Origin of the sequence: Winogradskyella undariae, assembly GCF_013285155.1 — a bacterium.
In the GTDB taxonomy this organism is placed as follows: Bacteria; Bacteroidota; Bacteroidia; order Flavobacteriales; family Flavobacteriaceae; genus Winogradskyella; species Winogradskyella undariae.
Genome location: NZ_JABTEL010000001.1, coordinates 208,785 through 233,328, shown reverse-complemented (window position 1 = coordinate 233,328; position 24,544 = coordinate 208,785). Strand labels below are relative to the sequence as shown.

Here is a 24,544-nt window from a genome sequence, read left to right as displayed (position 1 = left end):
CTTTACGAGATACTTATTTTTAATTTATTTTTCTATTAGAGATTTTAAAAAATCTTCTGATATTTCTGTAAAATCATTGAATACATAATCCGCATGACCTAAAATAGCTTTGCTTCCTATTCCGATAGAAATCATATTTGCTGTGTTCGCAGCTTCTACTCCTGCCACTGAATCTTCAAAAACAATACAATTTTCTGGCTTCATATTAATTTCCTTAGCTGCTATTAAAAACACCTCAGGATCTGGTTTTGCTTTTGTAACATCATTTCCATCTACAATAGCATCGAAATCAGACATGATATGAACACGTTCTAAAATTGTTCTCGCATTTTTACTTGCCGAGCCTAATGAGATGGGTTGTTTATTTTCTTTTAGAAACTTTAAAACCTTTGGTACATCTGGTAATATTTCGCTTTCATCCATTTCTGCGATGTAACCTAAATATTCTTCATTCTTTTTTCCCATAAGGTCATTGAACAGCTCTTGAGAAATGGTTTTATTTCCCCATGCTAATATTTTTTCTAAAGAACGTACACGGCTAACCCCTTTAAGTTGTTCATTTTCTTCCTCTGTAAAATTTATACCTAAACCTTTAGCGAGTTGTTGCCACGCTAAAAAGTGATATTTTGCAGTATCTACGATGACACCATCTAAATCGAATATGAATCCTTTTTTGTTCATTTACTTTTATTTTTGAATAACGTCATCAACGTCTTTTACTTTTGATACTAAAGCTGCAGCGATTAAAAAGCTGACACCACTCATTACTAATGCAAATATGGCTTGGTCACCATAAGCGTATTTTATAAGAGGTCCGCCAATTAATGCGTTAATTATTTGTGGAATTACTATGAAGAAATTAAAAATCCCCATATAAACCCCCATCTTTTTAGGTGAAATAGAACCGGCTAAAATAGCGTAAGGCATAGCCAAAATACTTGCCCAAGCAATACCGATACCAATCATAGAAATAATAAGCCAATTTTTATCTGGCATAATATAAATGGAAAGTAATCCGAGTCCACCAATAATTAATGAAATAGAATGGGTACGTTTTCTCCCTATTTTCTTAGCGATATAAGGCAATGCGAAAGCATAAAATGCAGATACAAGATTATAAATACCAAACAAAATACCTATCCAATCGCCAGCATCTTGATACGCAGAACTACTGCTATCTGTAATTGGCAATCCATAAATATGTTGTGCAATTGCTGGTGTGGCAAATACCCACATACCAAAAAGACCAAACCATGAAAAGAACTGCACCCAACTTAATTGGCGCATGGTTGTTGGCATTTTTTTAAAATCTTCTAAAATATCTAAAAGACTAGATTTTTCTTCTACAGGAATTTTAAGACTATCAGTGTCTTGGTGTTCGTTTTCAAAAGCATGTAATTCTTCTGGTGAATATTCTTTAGTCGTAACCACAGTTACTAAAATTGAAATAATCAACATTACTGCTCCTATAATAAAAGACCAAATTAAATTTCCTGGTACAACACCTGCTACAGTTTCATTTGAAACACCAAACCAATTGGTTAATGCATAAGGTAACCAAGACCCAATTACAGCTCCGAAACCGATTAAAGCTGTCTGGATACTAAAACCTGCAGTACGTTGATCGGTTCTAAGATTATCTCCTACTAAAGCACGGAAAGGTTCCATGGCAATATTGAAAGAAGCATCCATAATCATTAACATTCCTGCTCCAACCCAAAGTGCTGGTAAAAATGCAATAAACATATCTGCTTGTGGCATAAGTACCAAACCAACAGATGCTAAAATAGCACCGACTAGAAAATAAGGTTTTCTACGACCGAATTTTCCCCAGGTTTTATCGCTACAATGCCCTACAATAGGCTGAACGATTAATCCCATAAGGGGTGCTATAATCCAAAACCATGACAGTTCGTGGATATCTGCTCCGAAAATTTGAAGTATTCTACTTGCGTTGGCATTTTGAAGGGCAAAACCCATCTGAATTCCTAGAAATCCAAAACTCATGTTCCAGATCTGCCAGAAACTTAATCTACGCTTTTCCATTAAAATAGTATATTAATATTAATACTATTCTGACAAGCTTAGCTTATCAAAACTTTTTTCATTGAGAAGTGAAAATATAAGTTTTGATTATGGTACAAAGATATAAAAGATTTTAAAACGGCAATGTTAAATTTCTATTTGGTGGATTCTCGCTCTACTAATTCGGTATTAATTACAATGGTCTGAAACTGCTCTTCTTCCGCTTCAAACTCTTTCTCTATTTTATCTATTAAAAGGTCCGCAGCACGTTCTCCCATTAATTGCGCATGCTGACTCACAGTAGTTAAACTAGGTGTTGAATGTTTTGAAAGCACACCATCTGTAAAACCTATAACCTGTATATCATTAGGTACATTTAATCCCATTCTTCTTGCTACTTTCATAGCAGATAATGCGTATAATTCATTTACTGCAAACACACCATCTATCTCTTTATGAGCATTAAAAAGCTGCTCAATTTCATCTTCTAATTTTTCTAAATGAACCTCATAATCTAAGGTATCATCCATTTTTAGAATTAATTCTGCTTGAGGTGTAATTTTATTTTCTTCTAATGCTTCTAAATATCCTTGCGTTCTTAACCTACCAACACTCACATAATCTTTTGTTGTAATAAGAGCTATATGCTCACAATTATTAGATATCAATTTTTGCACTGCATTTTTCGCACCATTAAAATCATCAACTATAACTTTATCACATTTAATTTCAGATACTACTCTATCAAACATAACAATAGGCATTCCTTGATTCATGGTTTCATTGTAATGGTGATAATCTTGTTGCAGCAACGTTTCCTTAGACATTGAAAGGATAAACCCATCGATACTGCCATTAGCAAGCATTTCCATATTTATAACTTCCTTAGAAAAGGATTCATTAGATAAACCAATGATTACATTATAACCTCTTTTGTTAGCCACCAACTCCACACCTCTAATCACTTTAGAGAAAAAGTGATGTACAATTTCTGGAATAATAATTCCGATAGTATTAGTTTTTCTATTTTTAAGACTTAAGGCAATATTATTTGGTCTGTAATTATACAATTTAGCAAAAGCTTGCACTTTTTGAATCGTATCTGCACTAATTTCTTTACTATTTTTTAGAGCTTTCGATACTGTAGAGATTGAAACATCTAATTCTCTTGCTATTTGTTTTAAGGTGATTTTTTTTCTCATTTCTCACTATAAATTTGTCATTAATTCAGTTAAAAACCAAATTCAGAATATTATTAATATCCCAATATTAGTACTAAAAAGTAAAAATCCTTTATTTTTTACATAATATTCTTAATAATATCATTTTATTTTAAAAGTTTTTAACACGCAAACGTTTTCGTGACTTCTATCATCTTTTTTAATAGCCAATTCACGTTAAATTTACATAGTTTTAACCCGAGAAGTGAAAATATAAACTAATTAACTAAGCAATTAACTTAAACATATTGTATGAAAACAATCTTAAATGCTTTACTATTCTGTCTGATATTATTACCAGCAACCTTGATGGCACAATCTACTGCCACTGGTACAGTTACAGATAAAGCAAACGCCATGCCTCTACCTGGTGTTAATGTCATTATCAAAGGTACGTCCCGAGGAACATCGACAGATTTCGACGGTAACTACATGATAGAAATAAGTCAAGGTGAAACTTTAGTAATTTCTTATGTTGGTTACACCACACAAGAAGTTGTGTTTAACGGTCAATCTCCAATAGACATTATCTTATCTGAAGATGCAGCTCAATTAGACGAGGTGCTTCTTATAGGTTATGGTTCTGTAAAAAAGGATGATTTAACCGGTGCCGCAGATCTATTAAAGGCTGATGATTTTAATCAAGGCCCTCTAGTTTCTGCACAACAATTAATTTCAGGAAAAGTAGCGGGTGTCTCTGTAACTTCTGCAAGTGGTTCTCCTGGAGATGGTCAAAACATTGTAATAAGAGGTAATGGATCTTTAAGCCTATCTAGTAATCCTCTTATTGTATTAGACGGTATTCCTTTAGATCAAGGAGGTATTGGTGGATCTAGAAATCCTCTAAACCTTATTAACCCGAATGATATTGAAAGCATGACGGTATTAAAAGATGCCTCTGCAACATCAATTTATGGATCTAGAGCAGCGAATGGAGTTATTATGATTACCACTAAAAAAGGTAAAGACTCTGAGTTTAGATTTAGCGCATCAAGTTCTACAACAATTCATACTTCTGTAGATAGAGTTGATGTTTTAAACGCTGATCAATTTAGAAGTATTGTTAACAGCCATCCTAACGCAAATGCAGCTACTCTCGCACTTTTAGGCAACTCTAACACCGATTGGCAAGATGAAATTTACCAAACAGCTTTTGGACAAGATCATTCATTTAGTGCATTAGGTAGTTTATTTGGTGTACCAATGAGGGTTTCTTTAGGACATTCTGATCACGATGGGAATCTAAAACGCGATAATTTTCAAAGAACAACAGCGTCTTTAAATTTATCACCAAAATTATTTGATGACCATTTAAAACTTGATATTTCAGCAAGAGGAAACTATACAGAAAATTTCTTTGCAGATCGAGGCGCTATTGGTAGTGCTAATAATTTTGATCCAACACAATCTATATATGATTCTAGCTCACCTTACGCAGGTTATTTCTCATGGATTGATGCTTCAACAGGTAATCAACCTACATTAGCAGGCACAAATCCTGTTGCATTACAAAATTTAAAAGATGATAGTTCTGAAGTAAGACGTTTTGTATTAAATGCAAAAGCAGATTACAAACTACACTTCTTTCCTGATATAACAGCAACAATAAGTACTGGTATTGACCAATCTAACAGTCATGGCAGAACGCTTGTCTCTGAGTTAATTCCGACATCAGACCTTACTTGGAATGGATCGAGAAGCACTTACACTAATGAGTCTACAAATAAATTATTTGACGCGTATTTTACCTACAAAAAATCATTTCAAGATGTTCACAATATTACAGCAGTTGCTGGGTATTCTTACCAATCTTTTGAGTATGATAACTTTAGTTATGATAGTGAAGCAGAAGAAGATGGAAATGATTTTGAATTTATAGACAAATCTAAAAATGTATTGCTATCTTATTTTGGTCGTTTAAATTATGATTATGATAGTAAATATTTATTAACGGCTACTTTAAGAGCCGATGCATCTTCAAAATTAAACCCAGATGATCGTTGGGGTTACTTCCCTTCTGTTGCATTAGCTTGGAATTTACACAATGAAGATTTCTTAAACGATAGCAATAACGTAAATGAACTTAAATTACGTGTTGGTTATGGTGAAGTTGGTAACGTAAATGGTTTAGGTGACTATTTATTTTTAACACGATATACAGGAAGTCAATCTACGGCTAATTATCAATTTGGAAATTCTTTTTACCAAACCTACAGACCAGAACCTTTAAATGAAGATTTAAGATGGGAAATAGGTAACACTTTTAATGTCGGTTTAGACTATAGTTTCTTTGATAGAAGAGTTTCTGGTTCGGTCAACTTATACCAAAAAGAAACTAAAGACTTAATTGCTTTTGCTTCTGTAGATCCGTTTACAAATTTCGGTTCTAAAATTCAGAAAAACATTGGTGATATGCAAAACCGTGGTGTTGAGTTTGCCGTAAATTTAATACCTGTAAGAACTGATGATTTTGAATGGTCTGTTAATTACAATATTTCATTCAATGATAATGAGATCACAAATTTACCTTTTGATCAAGACGCAGGAGGAATTAGTGCAGGAACAGGTAACAACGTTCAGATACATACTGAAGGTGCAGCACCATACAGTTTTAATGTATACCAACAAGTTTATGATACTAATGGAAAACCAATAGAAGGTGCCTTTGTAGACAGAAACGGAGATAATGTAATAAATGATGAGGATAAATACTTATACAAAGATCCTTATGCAGATATTATTATGGGATTAAACACGAACCTAAGCTATAAAAAATGGGATTTAGCTGTTGTAACCAGAGCAAATATTGGAAATTATGCATACAATGATGTATCTGCAAGTAACTCTTACTTAGATGGTGTAATACCAACAACAAATAATTTCTTAACAAACTTACACTCAAGTTATTTAGAAAATGGATTTATAAATCAATCTAATGAAAACACTTTTTTAAGCAGCCATTATGTTCAAGATGCTTCATTCTTTAAAATTGATAACATTACTTTAGGTTACACCTTAGATAATGCAATTAAGAATATGACTTTAAGACTTTATGGCTCAGTTCAAAATGTGGCAACAATAACGGATTACAACGGTTTAGATCCAGAAATCTCTGGTGGTATAGATAGTAACTTCTACCCTAGACCTAGATCTTACGTTTTTGGAGTAAATGTAGATTTTTAAAAAAGTTTGAATTATGAAAAATAGAATGAAACAAATTATATTTATAGTAACTATCTCACTTTTTATGACTGCATGTCATGATGATTTAGATCAAAATCCTATTGATCCAGATAGTTTTACAGAACAAGATGTTTTTGCAAACACAGCAGAAGCAAAAGGAGCCCTTGCTAAGCTTTATGCAAGTTTAGCCTTAACAGGTCAACAAGGTCCTTCTGGACAAGCTGATATTGCAGATATTGACGAAGGATTTTCTCAATATACACGTATGTTATTCAACTTAAATGAATTAACAACAGATCACGCTGTAGTGGGTTGGGGAGACGCAGGTTTACCAGATTTACATGGTTTATATTGGTCTGCTGGAAACGATTTTACAGGAGCGATGTACGTGCGTTTAGCACAAGAAGTTTCTTTTACTAATGCGTTTATTAAAAATGCATCTGAATTACCAGAAGGAGAATCTCAAACATTTATTGCTGAAGCTCGCTTTTTAAGAGCATTTGCGTACTATAATCTTATAGATTTTTATGCTAATGTTCCTTTAGTAACACAAATTACTACAGACTTACCTTCTCAAAGCTCTAGAACTGAACTTTTTGATTTTGTTGAATCTGAATTATTAGAAATTCAAGATTTGTTATTAGATTCAAATGAATACGGTAGAGTTGATAAAGTAGCTGCATGGGCATTACTTTCTAAGTTATATTTAAATGCAGAAGTATGGACAGGAACACCTAGATATACCGATTGTATTACATATTCTGAAAACGTACTGAACTCTTCTTACACTATTAACACAACTGATGCCAACGGAAACGGGAATGCTTATGATGAATTATTCTTAGCAGATAACAACACTAACGGAGCTCAAAATGAATTTATTTTTGTAGCCAACTTTGATGGTATTCAATCTCAAACCTTTGGTGGCTCTACATTTTTAGTTCACGCTGCAACAGGTGGAAGTATGGATCCTTTAAGCTTAGGTATCAACGGTGGTTGGGGAGGCTTAAGAACAACCAAAGCTTTAGTTGAAAAATTTGAATCAGGGGGCATTAATATCCCTCAATTAAATAGTCAACTTAGCGGTACACTTTCTAACTGGGGACTTGTAGGTGATTTAAATGAATGGGGAGATGAAGATGTAAAATTATACGAAACTTCTACAGACTTATACAAATTATATGTTGAATTACCTGATGGAGAATTAAAATTCAGATTTGATGAAAACTGGGGTAATAATTATGGTGACACTGGCGCTGATGGTATATTAGAATTTGGTGGTGATAACATCGCAGTAACAGCAGGCACATACTTAGTGACTTTTAATTTAGCTAATCTAACTTATAGTTTTGATCCTGTTATTTCAGAAGGTGATAAAAGAGGTATGTTTTATACTGATGGACAGAGTTTAGAAATAGGAAGTATTCCTCCTTTTGCAGAAGGTTATGCTGTAACTAAATTTAAAAACATTGATTCTAACGGTGCCCAAGGAAGCGATACAAGTGGTGATTTTGTTGATACAGATTTACCTCTTATACGTTTAGCTGAAATTTATTTAAACTACGCGGAAGCTCATTTAAGAGGTGGAGGAGGAAGCTTAAGCACAGCTGTTGAAAAAATAAACGAATTAAGAACAAGAGGTTATGCTAGCGAAAGTGGAAATATTACTTCGGGAGATTTAAATTTAGATTTTGTACTAGACGAACGCTCTAGAGAGTTGTATTGGGAAGGCCAAAGACGTACCGATTTAATTCGTTACAACTATTTTACAACAAACTCTTACTTATGGCCATTTAAAGGAAACCAAGCTAATGGATCTTCTGTAGGTGCATTTAGAAACATATTTCCTATCCCTACAAATACAATTTCAACAAATCCTAACTTAATTCAAAACAACGGGTATTAATAAACTAATATAAACAACAACACTATGAAAACAATTAAATATCTAGCGCTACTGCTTATCACCGTAATCAGCTTCAATGCTTGTGAAAGTGACGATAGCATAACATATATAGCACAACCTACGGGAGAATTAACATTTACGAATGCTTTCTTAGAAGAATACATTCTCATACCTTCTGCTTCTAGCAACATAGGAGAGCGTTTTACTTGGAGTGATGCTGATTTTGATATACAGACAAATATTAATTATGAATTACAAAAATCTATAATTGGTGATTTTACAGATACAGAAGTTATTGGCACAACTACAGACAACTCTTACGCAGTAACAATCGGTGACTTATTAAGCTATGCAGAAGAAGCTGGTTTAGATAGTGATGATGCTACAGAAATGTCAGATACTGGTAATGTTTATTTTAGAGTGAGAGCCATTTTAGGAACGGATGCGACTTTAGAAATAATTTCTGAAACTCAAGCCTTAAACCTAAAACTTATCAATGGAGGAGAAACAGTAGAAGAAACTTTTAAAAATCTGTTTTTTGTTGGAGATGCTACAGCACCAGGTTGGAACGAAAACAATAATAACCCCGCTTTAATTAGACATTCTGATAACGAAAACTTATTTAGCTACAAAGGCTACTTTGTTAGTGGAGGAGAAGGTTTTAAATTATTAGAACAACTAGGACAATGGCAACCACAATGGGGTGCTGGTGCAGGTGAAAATGAAGCAGCAGTTAACGATGGTTCGGGAGAAGATCCAAGTGCTTTCACTATAGCTGCAGATGGGTATTATGAATTTACTATTAACACTGAAGAAATGACTTATGCTCTAGTAGATTACGATGCTTCTGCTGCATCAACTTATACTACTATAGGTATCCTTGGAGATGCTACCGCAGGTGGTTGGGATGCAGATGCAGACATGACTCAATCTACTTTTGATCAACATATATGGAACATAAACGGTGTAGAATTAGCTGATGGTGAACTAAAATTTAGAGCTGACGATGCATGGGATGTAAGTTGGGGTAGTGCAAATGCGCTTAGTGGTTTTGGTGAATTAGGAGGAGCTAATATTCCTGTAACTGCAGGAACTTACAACATCTGGTTTAATGACTTAGATGGTGGGTATATTCTTATCCCTGTAGAATAATATAATTTTAACAATGAAAAAGGCTATGAAAACTCATAGCCTTTTTTTAGATATCAAAAATATTATGAAAAAAATATTACTTAATATATTATTGCTATTACCCTTAATTGCAATAGCACAAGTAACAACAAATCCTAGTCCAATATTAATTGATGAGTCTGTAACTATAACTGTAGATATTAATAGTAGTGATACAAATTGTAACAGCATTAGTAACCCTTCAAAAGTATATGCTCATTTAGGGGTTGGTAATGATAGTGATGAATATGGCATTGGCGTTGTTGGAAACTGGGGAGAAGATGATGGTATTGGAGAAATGACCAACAATAATGATGGTACATGGAGCATTACTTTTACACCTAACACTTATTTTAGTCTAACAAGTGAAGAAGAAAGCCTTGTTACCAAAATGGGAATGGTTTTTAGAAGTCCTAATGGAGACCAAGAACTAAAGGCTACTGACTGTTCAAATTTCATATTTAATATTGGTGCTTTCCAAGTTAATATGATTAACCCTTCTTCTAGCTCAAACGGTATTATAGTTGTAGATAATGGCGCTAGCACTCAGATTTTAGCACAAAACACAGGAGGTAATGCTGATTATGAACTCTTTGTTGATGGCGTTAGCGTCCACACACAAAATAGTACAACCTTTTATAATGGGTATATCTTTACAAATTTAACTGAAAATAAATCTTGTGAATTAGTTATTACTCAAGATGGTGTAAACATCATAAAACCATTTTCAATTATTGTAAACAATACTATATCTGAAACATTACCAACAGGATTAAAAGATGGTATTAATTACAATTCTACTGACAATTCAAAGGCAACTTTAGTATTAACAGCACCAAATAAAGATTTTGTATATGTCTTAGGAAGCTTTAATAATTGGGAAGCGTCTAATGAATATGCTATGAAAAAAGATAACGCTACAGATCAGTTTTGGCTTGAGTTAACAGGTTTAACTTCTCAACAAGTTGAAACTTATCAATATTGGGTTGGAGACGCAAGTCCTATATCTGGTTCACCAGCATTGGTAAAAGTAGCAGATCCTTATTCTCCGCTAGTATTATCTCCTTTTGATGATCAATACATCCCAGAAACTTCATATCCTAATATGCCAATATATCCGGCAGGTCAAGAGTTTGAAGTAACTGTTTTACAAACCGGCCAAACATCATACGATTGGCAAGTCTCAGATTTCGATAAACCATCTAAGGAAGATTTAGTGATTTATGAAGTTTTAATTAGAGATTTTGACACGGATAGAAACTTTCAAGACCTAATAGATCGCATCGATTATTTTAAAAATCTAAACATCAATGCCATTGAGTTGATGCCAATTATGGAATTTGAAGGCAATGAAAGTTGGGGTTATAACACAGCATTTCATATGGCTATTGATAAATTTTATGGTAGTCAAGAAAAATTTAAAGAACTCGTAGACATTTGCCACCAAAACGGTATTGCAGTGATTTTAGATATTGCATTTAACCATGCTTACGGTAGAAATCCGATGGTTAGAATGTGGATGGATGATCCTGATGGTGATGGTTGGGGAGGACCTTCAACAGAAAACCCATACTTTAATGTTTTACCTACACACTCATATAGTGTTGGTAATGATTTTAACCACAGTTCTACATACACTAAAAACTATGTAAAACAAGTTGTAGATTTTTGGATTGAGGAGTATAATATTGATGGATTCCGTTGGGATTTAACCAAAGGATTTACTCAAAATTGTGGTAATGGTAGTGATGGTGGAGACGAAGGCTGTACGGGTAGTTACCAACAAGATCGTGTTGATGTTTTAAAAGAGTATGCAGATCATTCTTGGGATACAGACCCTGATCACTACGTTATTTTTGAACATTTAGGTTCTGATAACGAAGAAAAAGAATGGGCAAATTATCGTCTAGATGAAGGTAAAGGAATTATGATGTGGGGCATAATGAATTCACCCTACAGTGAGCTAACAATGGCAGAAACTGGTAATAAAAACATTAGCCGAATGGGATATAATGCCCATACTGGTTTTAATGGACCACGCGTCGTTGGTTATGCTGAAAGCCATGATGAAGAGCGCTTAATGTATAAAAACATTGCTTATGGTAACACTAGCAATTCATCTCATAATGTGCAAGATCTTAATACGGCTTTATCTAGAATGTCTGCTTTAGGTGCGGTTTCTGTAATGATTCCTGGTCCAAAAATGATTTGGCATTTTGGAGAACTTGGAATGGAGAATTCAATTTTTACTTGTAGCGATGGAAGTTACAGTAACGATGGTTGTAAACTTTCTACTAAACCACAACCACAATGGACAAACAATTGGATCACTGATGCTTTAAGAAGTGAAATTTATAACGATTGGTCTAAGTTACATAGGTTAAAAATTGAAGAACCTGTATTTGAAGGCGATTACACCATTACTTCTGGTGATTTAACACCTAGAATTGATGTATATGATAATTCTATACCGACTTCTCAGCTTAGAAACGTTATTATTTTAGCGAATTTTGATGTCGTTTCTCAAACGGTAAACACTAATTTTCCTAGTGAAGTAACAACAACATGGTTTGATTTAATGGATGCTACAGGCGGTACAACTATAAGTAATTCTACAAGTACAATAACAATACCTGCTGGGCAATTTAGAATCTTAGGAAATATAGCTTCAGTAGCATTAAGTGTTGATGATGAAGCATTATCTAGTTTTAGTATTTATCCTAATCCAACGCAAACATCTTTTAGTATTAATGCTAATGTTTCTAATCTTGAAGTATATGATTTAACAGGAAAATTAGTAAAATCATTTAAAGGTGAATTTACCAATACAGATAGCTTTGATATTTCATCTTTAAATTCAGGAATGTATATTGTTAGAATTGAAAATGAAACAAATCAAACATTAACAACAAAGTTAGTAAAACTCTAATTACTAACTCAATAAACAACATCCCTATATACTGTAAAGGTGCTCAATTGAGCACCTTTACTTATTTAAAATTAAATATGATTTGTTCTAAATGTCGAGAATTAAGATAAGATCTTAATAAGCTAATATTTTACTTAATTTATATTTAAAACAAAAAAAAGCTCATCAACTAATCAATTTAAAAAATTTAAATCGTCATAGCAGATAATCTTTTACTCAAAAAAAATAATTTTTATTTATCCAATAAAAAACTCTCTAATTTTTCAACCATAGCTGTATTACCACAATAAAATGGCACACGCTCATGTATCTCTTTAGGTTTTAACTCTAAAATTCTTTGATAACCATTACTTGCTTTGGCACCTGCTTGCTCAGCTATAAAAGCAACAGGATTACATTCGTATAGCAACCTTAATTTACCATCTTGATGTATAGTACTGTTTGGATAAATATAAATACCACCTTTAATCATATTTCTATGAAAATCGGATACTAAAGATCCAATATACCTTGAAGTATATGGACGATCTCCTTCATCCATCTGGCAGTATTTTATATATTTTTTAACCCCTATAGGAAAATGGGTATAATTACCTTCGTTAACCGAGTAGATGCTTCCTGTTTCAGGAAATTTCATATCAGGATGCGACAAGTAAAATGACCCTATGGCCGGATTTAATGTAAAACCATTTACACCATCTCCTGTAGTAAAAACAATCATTGTAGATGTACCGTAAATCACATAACCTGCAGCCACCTGATTGATACCTGGTTGTAGAAAATCTTCCATTTCTACAGGACTACCAATTGGTGTAATTCTTCTATAAATAGAAAAAACAGTTCCAACAGATACGTTAACATCTATATTTGAAGATCCATCTAAAGGATCCATTAAAACAACATATTTACTGCTATTGTTGTTATCAATACAATCTACTTTTATAAAATCGTCATCTTCTTCAGAAACTATTCCGCAGACAATATTTCTATTTTTTAAAGCTTGAATAAAGGTTGTATTAGCAAAAACATCTAACTTCTGTTGTTGTTCTCCTTGTACATTTACATCTCCAGAACTCCCAAATAAATCAACCAAACCAGCTTTATTAACCTCATGATTAACAACTTTAGCAGCAAGCCGAATTGCATTTAACAAACGGGACAATTCCCCACTTGAGTATGAAAACGAAGCTTGATTTTCAATTATAAATTCACCTAATGTTGGTTTTCTAGTATTCATGTATTTTGACTTTTAACAGAAATAATTATACTTAAAAAATGAAAGACCAACAAGGTAAAACATTTTTGCTTCTTTTATAAATTACATCGCAGCTTTATAAATCGCCATAGCATCTTCTACAGTTACCGTTCTAGGGTTACCACCTGTACACACATCATTAAGCGCATGTTCTGCCATAATTTTAAAATCATCTTCTTTAACACCTAATTCTTTAAGCCCTGAAGGAATCCCTACAGCTTTAGATAATTTTTCAATAGCTTTTATTGCTGCATTAGCACCTTCTAAATCATTTTTATCATTTACCTCTACACCCATTGCTCTCGCTACTTTTTTAAGTTTATGCGTACAATTTGGTAAATTAAAACGTTCTACATGTGGTAATAAAATAGCATTTGCTACTCCGTGTGGCATATCATACATACCACCTAATTGATGGGCAAGTGAGTGAACAAAACCTAAACCTGCATTAGAAAATGATTGTCCAGCGATAAACTGCCCCCAAGCCATTTTACTACGGGCTTCTAAGTTTCCACCATTATTTACAGCTTCTTCTAAACTAGACGCTATTAATTTAATCGCTTCTAAAGCTAAAGCATCAGACCAATGAAAAGCACCTGTACACACATAAGATTCAATGGCATGTGTTAGAGCATCCATTCCTGTTGCTGCTGTTAGAGATGCTGGTTTACCCAACATTAATTCAGGATCATTTACAGCAATAGAGACTAAACAGTTTTTATCTACCATCACCATTTTAATATGGCGTTCTACATCTGTTATCACATAATTTATTGTGACTTCACTTGCAGTTCCTGCAGTTGTGTTGATTGCTATGATTGGTAAAGAAACTTTTTTAGATTTATTAATACCATCATAATCATTAATTTCACCACCATTTGTGGCTAAAATACCGATGGCTTTACCACAATCTTGAGGCGAACCACCACCGAGTGTAATTATAACATCGCAATCATTTTCTTTTAATAACTTTAATCCGTTATTTACATTCTTAACTGTTGGATTAGGCTGCACATTATCAAAAACAACCATTTCTAAATCCGATTCACTAAAAGCATCCATTACTTTTTGCGCAATACCTATATCTACAAGTACTTTATCTGTTACAAAAAGTGCCTTTTTGTAAGGTAATTCCTTTAACTCTTCACCTAAATCTTTTAAAGACCCAGGCCCAATTAAACTTAATGGCGGTAAATAAATTCGTCTACTTTGTAACATACTTTTTTATTTTAGATAATCTTTCATTAGTAATGCTGCACCTAAGGCACTTTCATTTTTACAATCGGAAATTTTAATGGTAATGTTATCTTTCAAGCATTTTAAAAACTGAATAAAGACTTCATTTTTATTAAATCCTCCAGAGATATAAACATCTTTTATGTTTGAGTTTTCATCTGAAATTAAATCAATTCCAGAGATAACCTTTTTACTTATTTCATAAATTAATTGATAATAAGCGGTTTCATAAGACAAGAATTTTTGAAGATATTCTGAATGAGCTTCAAAATCAGTATCTATTCCTTCGGCTAGAAACACACGAGAATTCTGATCAATTAATTCTTTACAAAGTGTGGTATTTAAAACGAGATAGATCCATATGCGTATTAATATCTACTTTAAAATATTCGCTTAAAGCTTTTATGTAAACTTCATGGATACGCCCTAAAAACTGCATTGAAGATTTAACCTGCTGTTTTTCGGGGGTCATAAAACACAAACAATTATTTTTTAATTGGTGTTGTGTTAGGTTTTCTTTACTGAATGGATTCATGGTTATAATCCAAGTCCCAGTAGATAAAAGCACAAAATCCTTTCCTTCTTCATTTTCTAAAATAGGAATAATAGATGAAGAACTATCGTGTAAACCACGACCTACAGCAATGTTTTCGCCGTTAACATCTGTAATTACGGCTTCATTTCCTTTACAAGGTTTTGGTAGTGTTATATTTTCATCTTTAAGCCAATTGTGGTATTGCATGGTATCAAAATCCCACGTGGCCGTATGTGCACCAACCGATGTAAAATCGGCTGTAATTTTTTTAGTAAATAGATAACTTAAATATTGTGGATAATGTAAAATAGCATTGACTTGCTTCCACATTTCTGGCTTACTTTTCTTAACCCATAACATCTGAAGCCCCGTATTTAACATCCCGTAAGCTGGTGATGCTGTTTTTCTAGAAAACTCTTCTACACCTCCTTGTGACTCATAAAAATCACTAAAATCGTTAACATCTAATGGTTTTAAATAATTATACAAAGGAGCAATACGTTTCCCCTCTTTATTTAAATATATTAACGAAGCACCATGAGTTGAAAAATTAATGGCTTTTATTTGATAAGTTCCTAAATCTTGAATATTTTTTATTTCACTCTGAATCCAATTTTCTATGGCTTCAATATTATCGCAACAGAATCCATCCTCATCTTTTATCTCTTTAAACTGAATGGCATTTTGAAATACGACTTTAAAAGTTTTGTCAAATAAAAATATTTTTTTATTGGTTTTACCTATATCTATAACTGCTATAACTTTTTTCATGTGTGAAAGATTTGCTGTACCCACTTCTAATAGTAATAGAAACAAGTATTATTTAACATGAAGCTTCTTGATTTAGTGTCAAGAATAACTTATGAATCGTGATTTGATTTGGAAAATTAAAAATGATAACGAAGCTTCCCTTTTTAATAGTTCTCTTCTATTACAAGGGTAAGCTTCATTATCTAAATAGGGAAGGCTAAACAACTAATAACAAACTAAACGCATCCTTCCTATTTCTTTTTATGCTTGAATTTTTAATGCTTAAAACCGTATAAAGGTCCGTAATTATCACATGCTCTATAATCTGCACCTTCTAAGTTTTCACCGAAAGCAGACCATGCGCTTGGTCTAAATACATCATCTTCAGAAACATTGTGCATGTTTACAGGGATACGTAACATAGACGCTAATGAAATTAAATCTGCACCAATATGTCCGTGAGAAATAGCACCATGGTTTGCTCCCCATTTCGCCATTACTGTATACACATCTTTAAAGAATCCTGTACCAGTTGTTCTAGGTACAAACCAAGTTGTTGGCCAAGTTGGATCGGTTCTTTCATTTAGTACGGTATGTACGTCGTCTGGTAACACTACACTCCACCCTTCTGCAATCTGTAAAACTGGCCCAATTCCTTTAATTAGGTTAATTCTACACATTGTTAAAGGCATTTCTCCTTTTGTTAAGAATTGAGAAGAGAATCCTCCACCTCTAAAATATTCTGTAGTTGCTGGTGGCCAATTTGTGTTTTCTAAACATCTTGTAACATCCTCTTCTGTAATATCCCAGAAAGGTTTCATAGTTGGATTTCCGTCTGCATCTAATTGTTGTGCAGTAGCATCTAAAGTTGTAGAACCAGAATTGATTAAGTGAATAATTCCGTTTTCTGCTAAACCTGTTAATTTTTTACCTGTAACACGTTCTACAGATTCTGGGCTCCAATAGGTACGTACATCTGAGAACAACTGTGCTTTATTTGTCAATAAGTGACCAAATAGCATAGATATTGCATTTAAACAATCGTTTTCTGTTGCAAATGTATATGCCTGACGAATTCCGTTCCAGTCGAAAGAAGAGTTTAAGATAGACTCTGTAAAATCTGCGTTTGGTTGGTAATCTGTCCACTGACGTTGTCCTTGGAAGCCACCCATAATAGCATTTCTTCCCTTAGATTCTTCACCAAATCCCATCTCTTTCAATTTAGGATTTCCGTTCATTAAATCTTTACAGATTAAAGTCATTTTCACAACTTTTTCCCACTCAGCATCTTTTTGCTCACGCGTTTTTTGTGCTTCAGGATTGTTTCTATCTTCTCCTTCTTTACAGTTTTCTTTTGTCCAAGCTAATGCTTTTGCATATTCTTCTTGATCAAAAATACCTTCATCTATACGTCTTAACAACTCAACAGATTCTACAAATTCTGCTCTTACGCCTAAATAGTCTTGTAAAAAGTTTACATCAACCATAGAACCAGCAATACCCATAGAACTATATCCAATAGATAAATAAGATTTTCCTTTCATTTGAGCCACTGCTAAAGCACCTTTTGCAAAACGTATAATTTTTTCAGAAACATCTTGAGGAATGGTTTGATCTCCACCATCCTGAACTTCTTTACCATAGATACCAAAAGCTGGTAATCCTTTTTGAGAATATCCTGCTAAGGCAGCAGCTAAATATACCGCTCCTGGTCTTTCTGTTCCGTTAAATCCCCAAACTGCTTTAGGCAATAATGGGTCTGTATCCATAACTTCTGTTCCATAACACCAACAAGGAGTTACTGTTAATGAGACCTCAACCCCCTCTCTTTTAAATTTATCTGCACAAGCTGCTGCATCAGCAACACCACCAATTGTAGTATCTGCAATAACACATTCTACTTTTTCTCCACTAGGGAAACGTAATGTTTCTTCAATTAATTTTGCAGCCGCTTTGGCCATATCCATCGTTTGAACCTCTAAAGATTCTCTTACTCCTAATTCACGTCCGTCTATAACAGGGCGAATTCCTATTTTTGGTAATCTACCTATAAGTCTACTCATTATATATAAATTTTTTAAGTCCTATGTAAATTGTTCTAATTCTGTTAATTGCTCATTAGATAAACCAGCTGGTTTAAATCCTGCAGCCCAACACATCATTAACATTTTAGCACCTTTATTTGCTACGTCTAAAAAGTCCCACGCTTTCATTACATCTGGTGCTGTAGAAGTTGCTCCGTGCTTTTCCCAAAGAGAAACATTTCTTGTTTTAAAAGCTTCCATAGTTACTTCTGCCAAAGCAGCTGTACTAGATAAAGCATAAGGAGTACAGTGAATTCCTTTAGGTACAAATACTTTTACCTCAGGACACATCATCCAGATTTGTCTGTTTAATTCTTCTTCATTATCAAACAATTCATGATGACTCATACAGATTAACTCAAGTGGATGTGTATGCACAACCGCTAAGTTTTCTGGGTGATGAATAGAATTAAATAAATGGATACTTGCATGAGAAATTAATTCACAAGTTGGTCCAAAATTAGGTCTTTTTCCACCCCAAATAATAGAATAAGCTGTTGCAGTTTCGTTAATGTAAAGAATACAAGAAACTTCTTCTAACATGTCTACTAAATCTCTTAAATAACAACCAGTACCAGTAATATAAAGTACAAAACCAGCTGATTCTTTAGGAAAATCGAAAGGAACTTCTGTACCAATTCCTTCTACTTCTTCTTTTTTAAAGAATGAAGTTAAGTTCATTGATATGTTTCCTGCATTTCTTTCTGCCCATTCACGTTGCCATAAATAACCGGCAACGGTTGACACACTCTTTAGTTCTGTTTCTACCTCTAATGGAAGTTTTATTGTTTTCATATCTATTCAAATAAATTGTTGTAACAAAAATACCTACCTAATAGGCTTCATTAAATATTCAAAATCTGTATTTTTGTATCCAATTCAAACATTACAGATTTATGAAATTTGTAAAAGACATTCAATTAGGAGATCCTTCACAGAATCATCAAAATTTTATTGATGTTAAATTAAAACTATTATGTTGTAGATATTGGCTCCTCGATTTATGGGATTGCCATGAGATGGTCTTTCCTTTTTGGAGGATTTATTGGAATAAAAATGCTGGTGGACAATTAATTCATCAAGACAATATTTTTGATATGGATCCGGATTACATCTATATCATTCCGCCTTTTACTTCATTTTCTACACATTACACTAAACACAAAATCTATAACGAAGGCATCCATGTCTCCGGAAAACATTTAAACACCAATCATAATGAAATAGATTATGAAGATAAATTCCTCATTCATTTCTTTGCTCATTTTAATTTAGGTGTTCCTTTTGATAATGTTTACCCAGGAATTATAAAAATTGAACTCACCGATTATTTAAGAGATCGATTAGCATATTTAACTATGCGGTTAAAAATTGAAAATAGCGATTTTAAACTTACCTTCAATTTAAAACTACAAGCTTTTATTAAAGAAGCGCTTACTAATATAGGTCCAGAATTATGGAAAGCTATTAACATAGACGAGCGTGTTTTAAAAGTTATCCGCTACATCGAAGTTAATATTGCTAATAAATTAAGCAATACAGAAATGTCATCTCTTATAAATATGGCGCCTAATTCTTTTGCTCGTTTATTTAAAGATGAAATGAATACAACTCTTCACAAGTTTATTCAAAACAGAAAGATTGCTAAGTCTTGTGAATTATTTGAACACACCAATCAATCTATTGAAGATATCTCCTTTAATTTAGGTTTTTCTGACCGCTATCACTTCTCTCGAGTGTTTAAATCTGCTACAGGCTTAACTCCAGCAGCCTATAAATCTGGCAAATACACTTAATAGAGATTTTACTATTCACAATACCTATAATAAGATTTCACAGTCGTAATTTGATTATGATATTTTTATAATAGACACTTCAAAAACCTAAGACATAGAACAATCTTTAGTGATTGGTGCTCATGGTGCTTTAAGTTTAACTATTTTCTTAAAAGCATAAATCAGGTAAAAGCATTTTAAAAACAATTTTCGACTATAGATTAGAACAACTAATTGTCTATTTTTTTTTCTTAATTTTTTGTTGTCGATAAAGCAATATTGTAATTGCAATTACAGCACCAGAAAACGCAAGGGAAGAACCAACCAATGAAGATGACGTAACACTATAACCATAAGCAATTGGTAATCCAGCTAAATACGCACCCATAGCATTACCCATATTAAAGGCACTCTGATTCATTGAAGAACCTAACATTTCTGCACCTTTAGCTGTATTTATAATAACCATTTGTATAGGAGTCGATATACTAAAAGAAATTAATCCAATTAAAAACGTAAATATTAGAGCCATAACAGAACTTGAAGCAAAAAATGAGTTGGCTATTAAAACAACAGCCATTGCCAAAAGACTAATCATAACAGAGCGTAAAGGCGTAAACGCTTCAGCCATTTTTGCTCCTAAAAAATTACCAAAAAACATCCCTAATCCTGCAAGAATCATCACATAACTAACTACATTCTCAGAAAAATGAGCCACATCAGTTAATAAAGGAGCTATATAACTGTACCACGCAAAAAATCCACCTGTACCAATAGTCGTAAGTGCAATTACACCCCATAATTCAGGATTTTTAAGTCCTTTATGATCTTCATCTTTAGGCTGATTTCCTTCTTTTTCAAAATGTGGCATCCAATAAAATATACTTCCTAGAGTAATAACACCAACAACACCTACCATTAAAAAAGAAGCACTCCAATGGTATTGATTCCCTAAATAAGTCCCAATAGGAACACCTATAACATTAGCAACTGTTAGTCCAGAAAACATAATAGCAATAGCCTGACCTGACTTCCCTTTTTTGGCTAGTTTGCCTGCAATTACAGCTCCAACACCAAAGAACGCTCCATGAGGGAGACCGGATAGAAAACGCATTATAAGTAACATGTTATAGCTTGTAGAAAAAGCAGAAAGCGTATTAAAAACAGTAAACCAAACCATAAGAAATAAAAGCATACGATTGGCAGGAAACTTATAACTAAAACTAGTTAGTAAAGGAGCCCCTACAACAACTCCTAGAGCATAAGCCGAAATAAAATGACCCGCTTCTGGAATCGTAATTCCTAATGAATTTGCCACATTGGGTAAAATCCCCATAATTACAAACTCTGTAAGACCTATTCCAAAACCACCAATTGCCAAAGACAACAAAGCTTTTTTATTAGAAAATCCCTCTTTCATAATACGTTCTTTACTTTCTAAATTTAGAATGCAAATTTCCGTACAAAAATTTGATATAATTACTTATTACATATATACTTTAATTAAATATAATATTCTGTAAAAATTAGGAGCTTTTTTTAAAGAAAATCATTTATTTTAATTTAATATGACTCAATTTTATTAATCTGATAGTCCGCCATAAGTTTAGATAATTCAATAATTTTTAATTGAATTTCTTTTTTTAATTTCAAATACTCCTGTAATCGCTCTATACAACTATCGTTAGAAGCGACCTTCATAAAAGACTCTTCAATTCCTGTGATAAGATCTAAGTGATTTAAATTCCTTTTAAGTTCTTTACTTGCCTCTTTTATTTTATTATCTATATAAAGAGTATCTTTCTGAGAACTAACCCTTATTGGATTACTAGTCTTAACGACTACATCACTATGATTAGAAATAACATGATACAAATTCATAAAATAATATAAATAATTAGCATATTTATATTCTAATAAAGAAAGAATACAACTTATTAAAAGTATTGAGAAAAATATTAAAATTAACATAACGCTACATTTAGATTACAGAATAAATTCACTTATCAGGAATTCTCTTGCTACAAATGTAGTTGGAAGACAAAGGAAGAAAGTTAGAAAATCGATGGACCAAAGCACTCTGTAGACGAATGGTATTTTTGGTAAGCTAAGTCGATTATTAAAACTAAAAAACACTATTAACCTCTTATAATGATCAGCATAACAACCTAATAAGATTTATTAACACAAAAAAAAGCTAACTCGTTAAAGTTAGCTTTTCTTACTCTGTACAGGCGGGGAGACTCGAACTCCCACACCTCGCGGCACTAGATCCTAAGTCTAGCGTGTCTACCAATTCCACCACGCCTGCAGGATCTCCAATTATTATTGGGATGCAAATATAAACAATAGTTTTAATATACAAATATTAAATATTCAAGTTTTAACAATGAATTTGATTTTTTTCACATATAAAAGATAAACAATTGATTACCAGAACTATTTTACACAATAAAAACTTAAATAAATTCCATTTAAATAAAACTTAAAATTGAGAGCAGTCACCCTTATCCATCTTATAATTCTTACTTTTGTTACAAACCGAATTCTTAATTATGCAAACCATTCAATCTTATATCGAAGAGAATAAAGATCGTTTTCTAAGCGAACTTATCGATTTATTAAAAATACCGTCAATCAGTGCTGACTCTGCTTATAAAGGAGATGTTTTAAAAACTGCAGATGTAGTAAAAGCTAGTCTTGAAAAAGCAGGTTGCGACCATGTTGAAATCTGTGAAACAGAAGGCTACCCTATTGTTTACGGTGAAAAAATTATAGACAAAAATTTACCAACTATTTTGGTTTATGGTCACTACGATGTGCAACCACCAGATCCTTTAGATTTATGGAATTCACCACCATTTGAACCTGTAATTAAGGCTACAGAATTACATCCAGAAGGTGCGATTTTTGCTCGTGGTGCTTGTGATGATAAAGGACAAATGTATATGCATGTGAAAGCCATGGAATACATGACTACGAATAACGAATTACCTTGTAACGTGAAATTTATGATTGAAGGTGAAGAGGAAGTTGGCAGCGTTAATCTTGCAAAATTTGTTGCCGAAAACAGAGAGAAGTTAACCAATGATGTGATTCTTATTTCTGATACCGGAATGATTTCTAAAGAAGTGCCTTCTATTACTACAGGACTTAGAGGTTTAAGTTATGTAGAAGTTGAAGTTACGGGACCAAACAGAGATTTACATTCAGGGTTATATGGAGGTGCAGTTGCAAACCCTATAAATGTATTAACAAAGATGATTGCTTCACTTCATGATGAAAATAATCATATTACTGTTCCTGGATTTTATGATAAGGTTGAAAACTTATCGGATGCAGAACGTGCTGAAATGGCAAAAGCGCCATTTTCTCTTGATGCTTACAAAAAATCATTAGATATTGATGCTGTTTACGGGGAAGAAGGGTACACTACTAACGAGCGTAATTCTATCCGTCCAACACTAGATGTTAATGGAATTTGGGGAGGTTATACAGGTGAAGGTGCAAAAACAGTAATCGCAAGTAAAGCTTATGCTAAAATTTCTATGCGTTTAGTGCCTAACCAAGAATGGGAAGAGATTACAGAATTGTTTAAAACACATTTTGAAAATATAGCTCCAAAAGGTGTAACCGTAAAAGTGACGCCTCATCATGGTGGACAAGGTTATGTGACTCCTATTGACAGTTTAGGTTATAAAGCAGCTTCAAAAGCTTATGAAGAAACTTTTGGAAAAACACCAATTCCACAACGTAGCGGAGGAAGTATTCCTATTGTTTCGCTTTTTGAAAAAGAATTAAATAGTAAAACAATTTTAATGGGATTTGGTTTAGATAGCGATGCGATTCACTCACCAAACGAACATTTTGGAGTATGGAATTACCTCAAAGGAATTCAAACTATTCCTTGGTTTTACAAATATTTCACCGAATTATCAAAATAAATAAGTGACTTAAAAACAGCTTATCCAATTTAAAAAAGCCCTGTGATTATTACTAATCATGGGGCTTTTTCATTTTAAAACATCCAATACTAATCACTTAATAAAACTATTCACACACTTAATTCCAACTCTACACTTGTAGAGTTAATTCTAAAAACGTAGAGCATGCAACTATCAAAAACCGAAGAACAACTAATGCAACACCTCTGGAAGCTCGATAAAGCTTTTATGAAAGATTTGCTAGAGAGTTACCCGGAACCAAAACCTGCCACTACAACCGTTGCCACTTTACTAAAACGAATGATTGGTAAAGGTTTTATTGATTATAAAACCTTTGGTAAATCGAGAGAATACTTTCCGCTCGTTAAAAAAGAAGATTATTTTTCAAAGCATGTTAACGGGCTTATTAAAACTTTCTTTAATGATAGTGCTTCACAGTTTGCATCCTTCTTTACACGTAAAACAAATTTAACAAAAGAAGAGTTAGAAGCGCTTAAAAAGATTATTGATACAGAAATAAAAAACAAGTAAT

The 24,544-nt window shown here is 33.1% G+C and carries 18 protein-coding genes and 1 tRNA gene; 7 read left to right on the top strand and 12 right to left on the bottom strand.

Annotation, left to right across the window (positions count from 1 at the left end; genetic code table 11):
- Positions 1 to 24: 24 nt before the first annotated feature.
- From pgmB to HSX10_RS00980, 3 genes are all read right to left on the bottom strand, one after another.
- Complete coding sequence (pgmB, locus tag HSX10_RS00990; protein ID WP_173586333.1) at positions 25 to 681, bottom strand: beta-phosphoglucomutase; 657 nt, start codon at positions 679 to 681, stop codon at positions 25 to 27.
- Between the two features lie 6 nt (positions 682 to 687).
- Positions 688 to 2,046, bottom strand: coding sequence for an MFS transporter (locus HSX10_RS00985; RefSeq protein ID WP_173586332.1), 1,359 nt, complete (start codon positions 2,044 to 2,046; stop codon positions 688 to 690).
- A gap of 134 nt (positions 2,047 to 2,180) precedes the next feature.
- Positions 2,181 to 3,227 (bottom strand): LacI family DNA-binding transcriptional regulator, encoded by a 1,047-nt coding sequence (locus tag HSX10_RS00980; protein ID WP_173586331.1) that lies wholly within the window; start codon positions 3,225 to 3,227, stop codon positions 2,181 to 2,183.
- 270 nt (positions 3,228 to 3,497) lie between these two features.
- Between HSX10_RS00980 and HSX10_RS00975 the strand changes: the two genes are divergently transcribed.
- The 4 genes from HSX10_RS00975 to HSX10_RS00960 all read left to right on the top strand — a co-directional run bounded on the left by HSX10_RS00975 (position 3,498) and on the right by HSX10_RS00960 (position 12,433).
- Positions 3,498 to 6,428 carry a SusC/RagA family TonB-linked outer membrane protein gene (locus HSX10_RS00975; protein WP_173586330.1) on the top strand — a complete coding sequence of 977 codons (2,931 nt, stop codon included), beginning with the start codon at positions 3,498 to 3,500 and terminating at the stop codon, positions 6,426 to 6,428.
- Positions 6,429 to 6,441: 13 nt separating this feature from the next.
- Entirely contained in the window at positions 6,442 to 8,334 is a 1,893-nt protein-coding gene (locus HSX10_RS00970; protein WP_173586329.1) for a RagB/SusD family nutrient uptake outer membrane protein, read from the top strand.
- A gap of 24 nt (positions 8,335 to 8,358) precedes the next feature.
- The gene (locus HSX10_RS00965; RefSeq protein WP_173586328.1) at positions 8,359 to 9,486 is read left to right on the top strand and encodes a SusE domain-containing protein; all 1,128 of its coding nucleotides are present in this window, start codon (positions 8,359 to 8,361) and stop codon (positions 9,484 to 9,486) included.
- 64 nt (positions 9,487 to 9,550) lie between these two features.
- Complete coding sequence (locus HSX10_RS00960) at positions 9,551 to 12,433, top strand: alpha-amylase family glycosyl hydrolase (protein ID WP_173586327.1); 2,883 nt, start codon at positions 9,551 to 9,553, stop codon at positions 12,431 to 12,433.
- A 232-nt stretch (positions 12,434 to 12,665) separates the two neighbouring features.
- Here the strand turns inward: HSX10_RS00960 and fbp are convergent, their stop codons facing one another.
- The 6 genes from fbp to rhaD form a co-directional block, all read right to left on the bottom strand.
- Complete coding sequence (gene fbp, locus HSX10_RS00955) at positions 12,666 to 13,670, bottom strand: class 1 fructose-bisphosphatase (RefSeq protein WP_173586326.1); 1,005 nt, start codon at positions 13,668 to 13,670, stop codon at positions 12,666 to 12,668.
- Between the two features lie 81 nt (positions 13,671 to 13,751).
- A complete protein-coding gene (locus HSX10_RS00950; RefSeq protein ID WP_173586325.1) occupies positions 13,752 to 14,906 on the bottom strand; it encodes an iron-containing alcohol dehydrogenase in 1,155 nt (384 codons plus the stop codon).
- A 6-nt stretch (positions 14,907 to 14,912) separates the two neighbouring features.
- Positions 14,913 to 15,224 carry a hypothetical protein gene (locus HSX10_RS00945; protein ID WP_173586324.1) on the bottom strand — a complete coding sequence of 104 codons (312 nt, stop codon included), beginning with the start codon at positions 15,222 to 15,224 and terminating at the stop codon, positions 14,913 to 14,915.
- A 25-nt stretch (positions 15,225 to 15,249) separates the two neighbouring features.
- Complete coding sequence (locus HSX10_RS00940; protein WP_173586323.1) at positions 15,250 to 16,230, bottom strand: FGGY family carbohydrate kinase; 981 nt, start codon at positions 16,228 to 16,230, stop codon at positions 15,250 to 15,252.
- A gap of 254 nt (positions 16,231 to 16,484) precedes the next feature.
- Positions 16,485 to 18,272 (bottom strand): L-fucose isomerase, encoded by a 1,788-nt coding sequence (locus HSX10_RS00935; protein WP_217363214.1) that lies wholly within the window; start codon positions 18,270 to 18,272, stop codon positions 16,485 to 16,487.
- A gap of 21 nt (positions 18,273 to 18,293) precedes the next feature.
- Positions 18,294 to 19,088, bottom strand: a complete 795-nt coding sequence (gene rhaD / locus HSX10_RS00930; RefSeq protein ID WP_173586322.1) for a rhamnulose-1-phosphate aldolase — start codon at positions 19,086 to 19,088, stop codon at positions 18,294 to 18,296.
- A 101-nt stretch (positions 19,089 to 19,189) separates the two neighbouring features.
- Here rhaD and HSX10_RS00925 point away from each other — a divergent pair, with 101 nt between their 5' ends.
- Positions 19,190 to 20,089 (top strand): AraC family transcriptional regulator, encoded by a 900-nt coding sequence (locus HSX10_RS00925; protein WP_173586321.1) that lies wholly within the window; start codon positions 19,190 to 19,192, stop codon positions 20,087 to 20,089.
- A 217-nt stretch (positions 20,090 to 20,306) separates the two neighbouring features.
- Here the strand turns inward: HSX10_RS00925 and HSX10_RS00920 are convergent, their stop codons facing one another.
- The 3 genes from HSX10_RS00920 to HSX10_RS00910 form a co-directional block, all read right to left on the bottom strand.
- A complete protein-coding gene (locus tag HSX10_RS00920) occupies positions 20,307 to 21,488 on the bottom strand; it encodes an MFS transporter (protein WP_173586320.1) in 1,182 nt (393 codons plus the stop codon).
- A gap of 143 nt (positions 21,489 to 21,631) precedes the next feature.
- Positions 21,632 to 21,949, bottom strand: a complete 318-nt coding sequence (locus HSX10_RS00915; protein WP_173586319.1) for a hypothetical protein — start codon at positions 21,947 to 21,949, stop codon at positions 21,632 to 21,634.
- 348 nt (positions 21,950 to 22,297) lie between these two features.
- Positions 22,298 to 22,379 (bottom strand) — tRNA-Leu (locus HSX10_RS00910).
- Positions 22,380 to 22,623: 244 nt separating this feature from the next.
- Between HSX10_RS00910 and HSX10_RS00905 the strand changes: the two genes are divergently transcribed.
- Together HSX10_RS00905 and HSX10_RS00900 are read left to right on the top strand one after the other, a co-directional pair.
- Positions 22,624 to 24,012: a dipeptidase gene (locus tag HSX10_RS00905; protein WP_173586318.1), complete on the top strand. Its 1,389-nt coding sequence runs from the start codon at positions 22,624 to 22,626 to the stop codon at positions 24,010 to 24,012.
- A 165-nt stretch (positions 24,013 to 24,177) separates the two neighbouring features.
- Positions 24,178 to 24,543 (top strand): BlaI/MecI/CopY family transcriptional regulator, encoded by a 366-nt coding sequence (locus HSX10_RS00900; RefSeq protein WP_173586317.1) that lies wholly within the window; start codon positions 24,178 to 24,180, stop codon positions 24,541 to 24,543.
- Position 24,544: the final 1 nt, after the last annotated feature.

Excerpts from the sequence above, each read along its gene's own strand:
- pgmB (WP_173586333.1), bottom strand. The coding sequence starts at position 681 with ATGAACAAAAAAGGATTCATATTCGATTTAGATGGTGTCATCGTAGAT.
- HSX10_RS00900 (WP_173586317.1), top strand. The coding sequence starts at position 24,178 with ATGCAACTATCAAAAACCGAAGAACAACTAATGCAACACCTCTGGAAG.
- HSX10_RS00915 (WP_173586319.1), bottom strand. The coding sequence starts at position 21,949 with ATGAATTTGTATCATGTTATTTCTAATCATAGTGATGTAGTCGTTAAG.
- HSX10_RS00950 (WP_173586325.1), bottom strand. The coding sequence starts at position 14,906 with ATGTTACAAAGTAGACGAATTTATTTACCGCCATTAAGTTTAATTGGG.
- HSX10_RS00960 (WP_173586327.1), top strand. The coding sequence starts at position 9,551 with ATGAAAAAAATATTACTTAATATATTATTGCTATTACCCTTAATTGCA.
- HSX10_RS00925 (WP_173586321.1), top strand. The coding sequence starts at position 19,190 with ATGAAATTTGTAAAAGACATTCAATTAGGAGATCCTTCACAGAATCAT.
- HSX10_RS00905 (WP_173586318.1), top strand. The coding sequence starts at position 22,624 with ATGCAAACCATTCAATCTTATATCGAAGAGAATAAAGATCGTTTTCTA.
- HSX10_RS00920 (WP_173586320.1), bottom strand. The coding sequence starts at position 21,488 with ATGAAAGAGGGATTTTCTAATAAAAAAGCTTTGTTGTCTTTGGCAATT.
- HSX10_RS00940 (WP_173586323.1), bottom strand. The coding sequence starts at position 16,230 with ATGAAAAAAGTTATAGCAGTTATAGATATAGGTAAAACCAATAAAAAA.
- HSX10_RS00935 (WP_217363214.1), bottom strand. The coding sequence starts at position 18,272 with ATGAGTAGACTTATAGGTAGATTACCAAAAATAGGAATTCGCCCTGTT.
- HSX10_RS00975 (WP_173586330.1), top strand. The coding sequence starts at position 3,498 with ATGAAAACAATCTTAAATGCTTTACTATTCTGTCTGATATTATTACCA.
- HSX10_RS00970 (WP_173586329.1), top strand. The coding sequence starts at position 6,442 with ATGAAAAATAGAATGAAACAAATTATATTTATAGTAACTATCTCACTT.
- HSX10_RS00965 (WP_173586328.1), top strand. The coding sequence starts at position 8,359 with ATGAAAACAATTAAATATCTAGCGCTACTGCTTATCACCGTAATCAGC.
- HSX10_RS00980 (WP_173586331.1), bottom strand. The coding sequence starts at position 3,227 with ATGAGAAAAAAAATCACCTTAAAACAAATAGCAAGAGAATTAGATGTT.
- rhaD (WP_173586322.1), bottom strand. The coding sequence starts at position 19,088 with ATGAAAACAATAAAACTTCCATTAGAGGTAGAAACAGAACTAAAGAGT.
- HSX10_RS00985 (WP_173586332.1), bottom strand. The coding sequence starts at position 2,046 with ATGGAAAAGCGTAGATTAAGTTTCTGGCAGATCTGGAACATGAGTTTT.
- fbp (WP_173586326.1), bottom strand. The coding sequence starts at position 13,670 with ATGAATACTAGAAAACCAACATTAGGTGAATTTATAATTGAAAATCAA.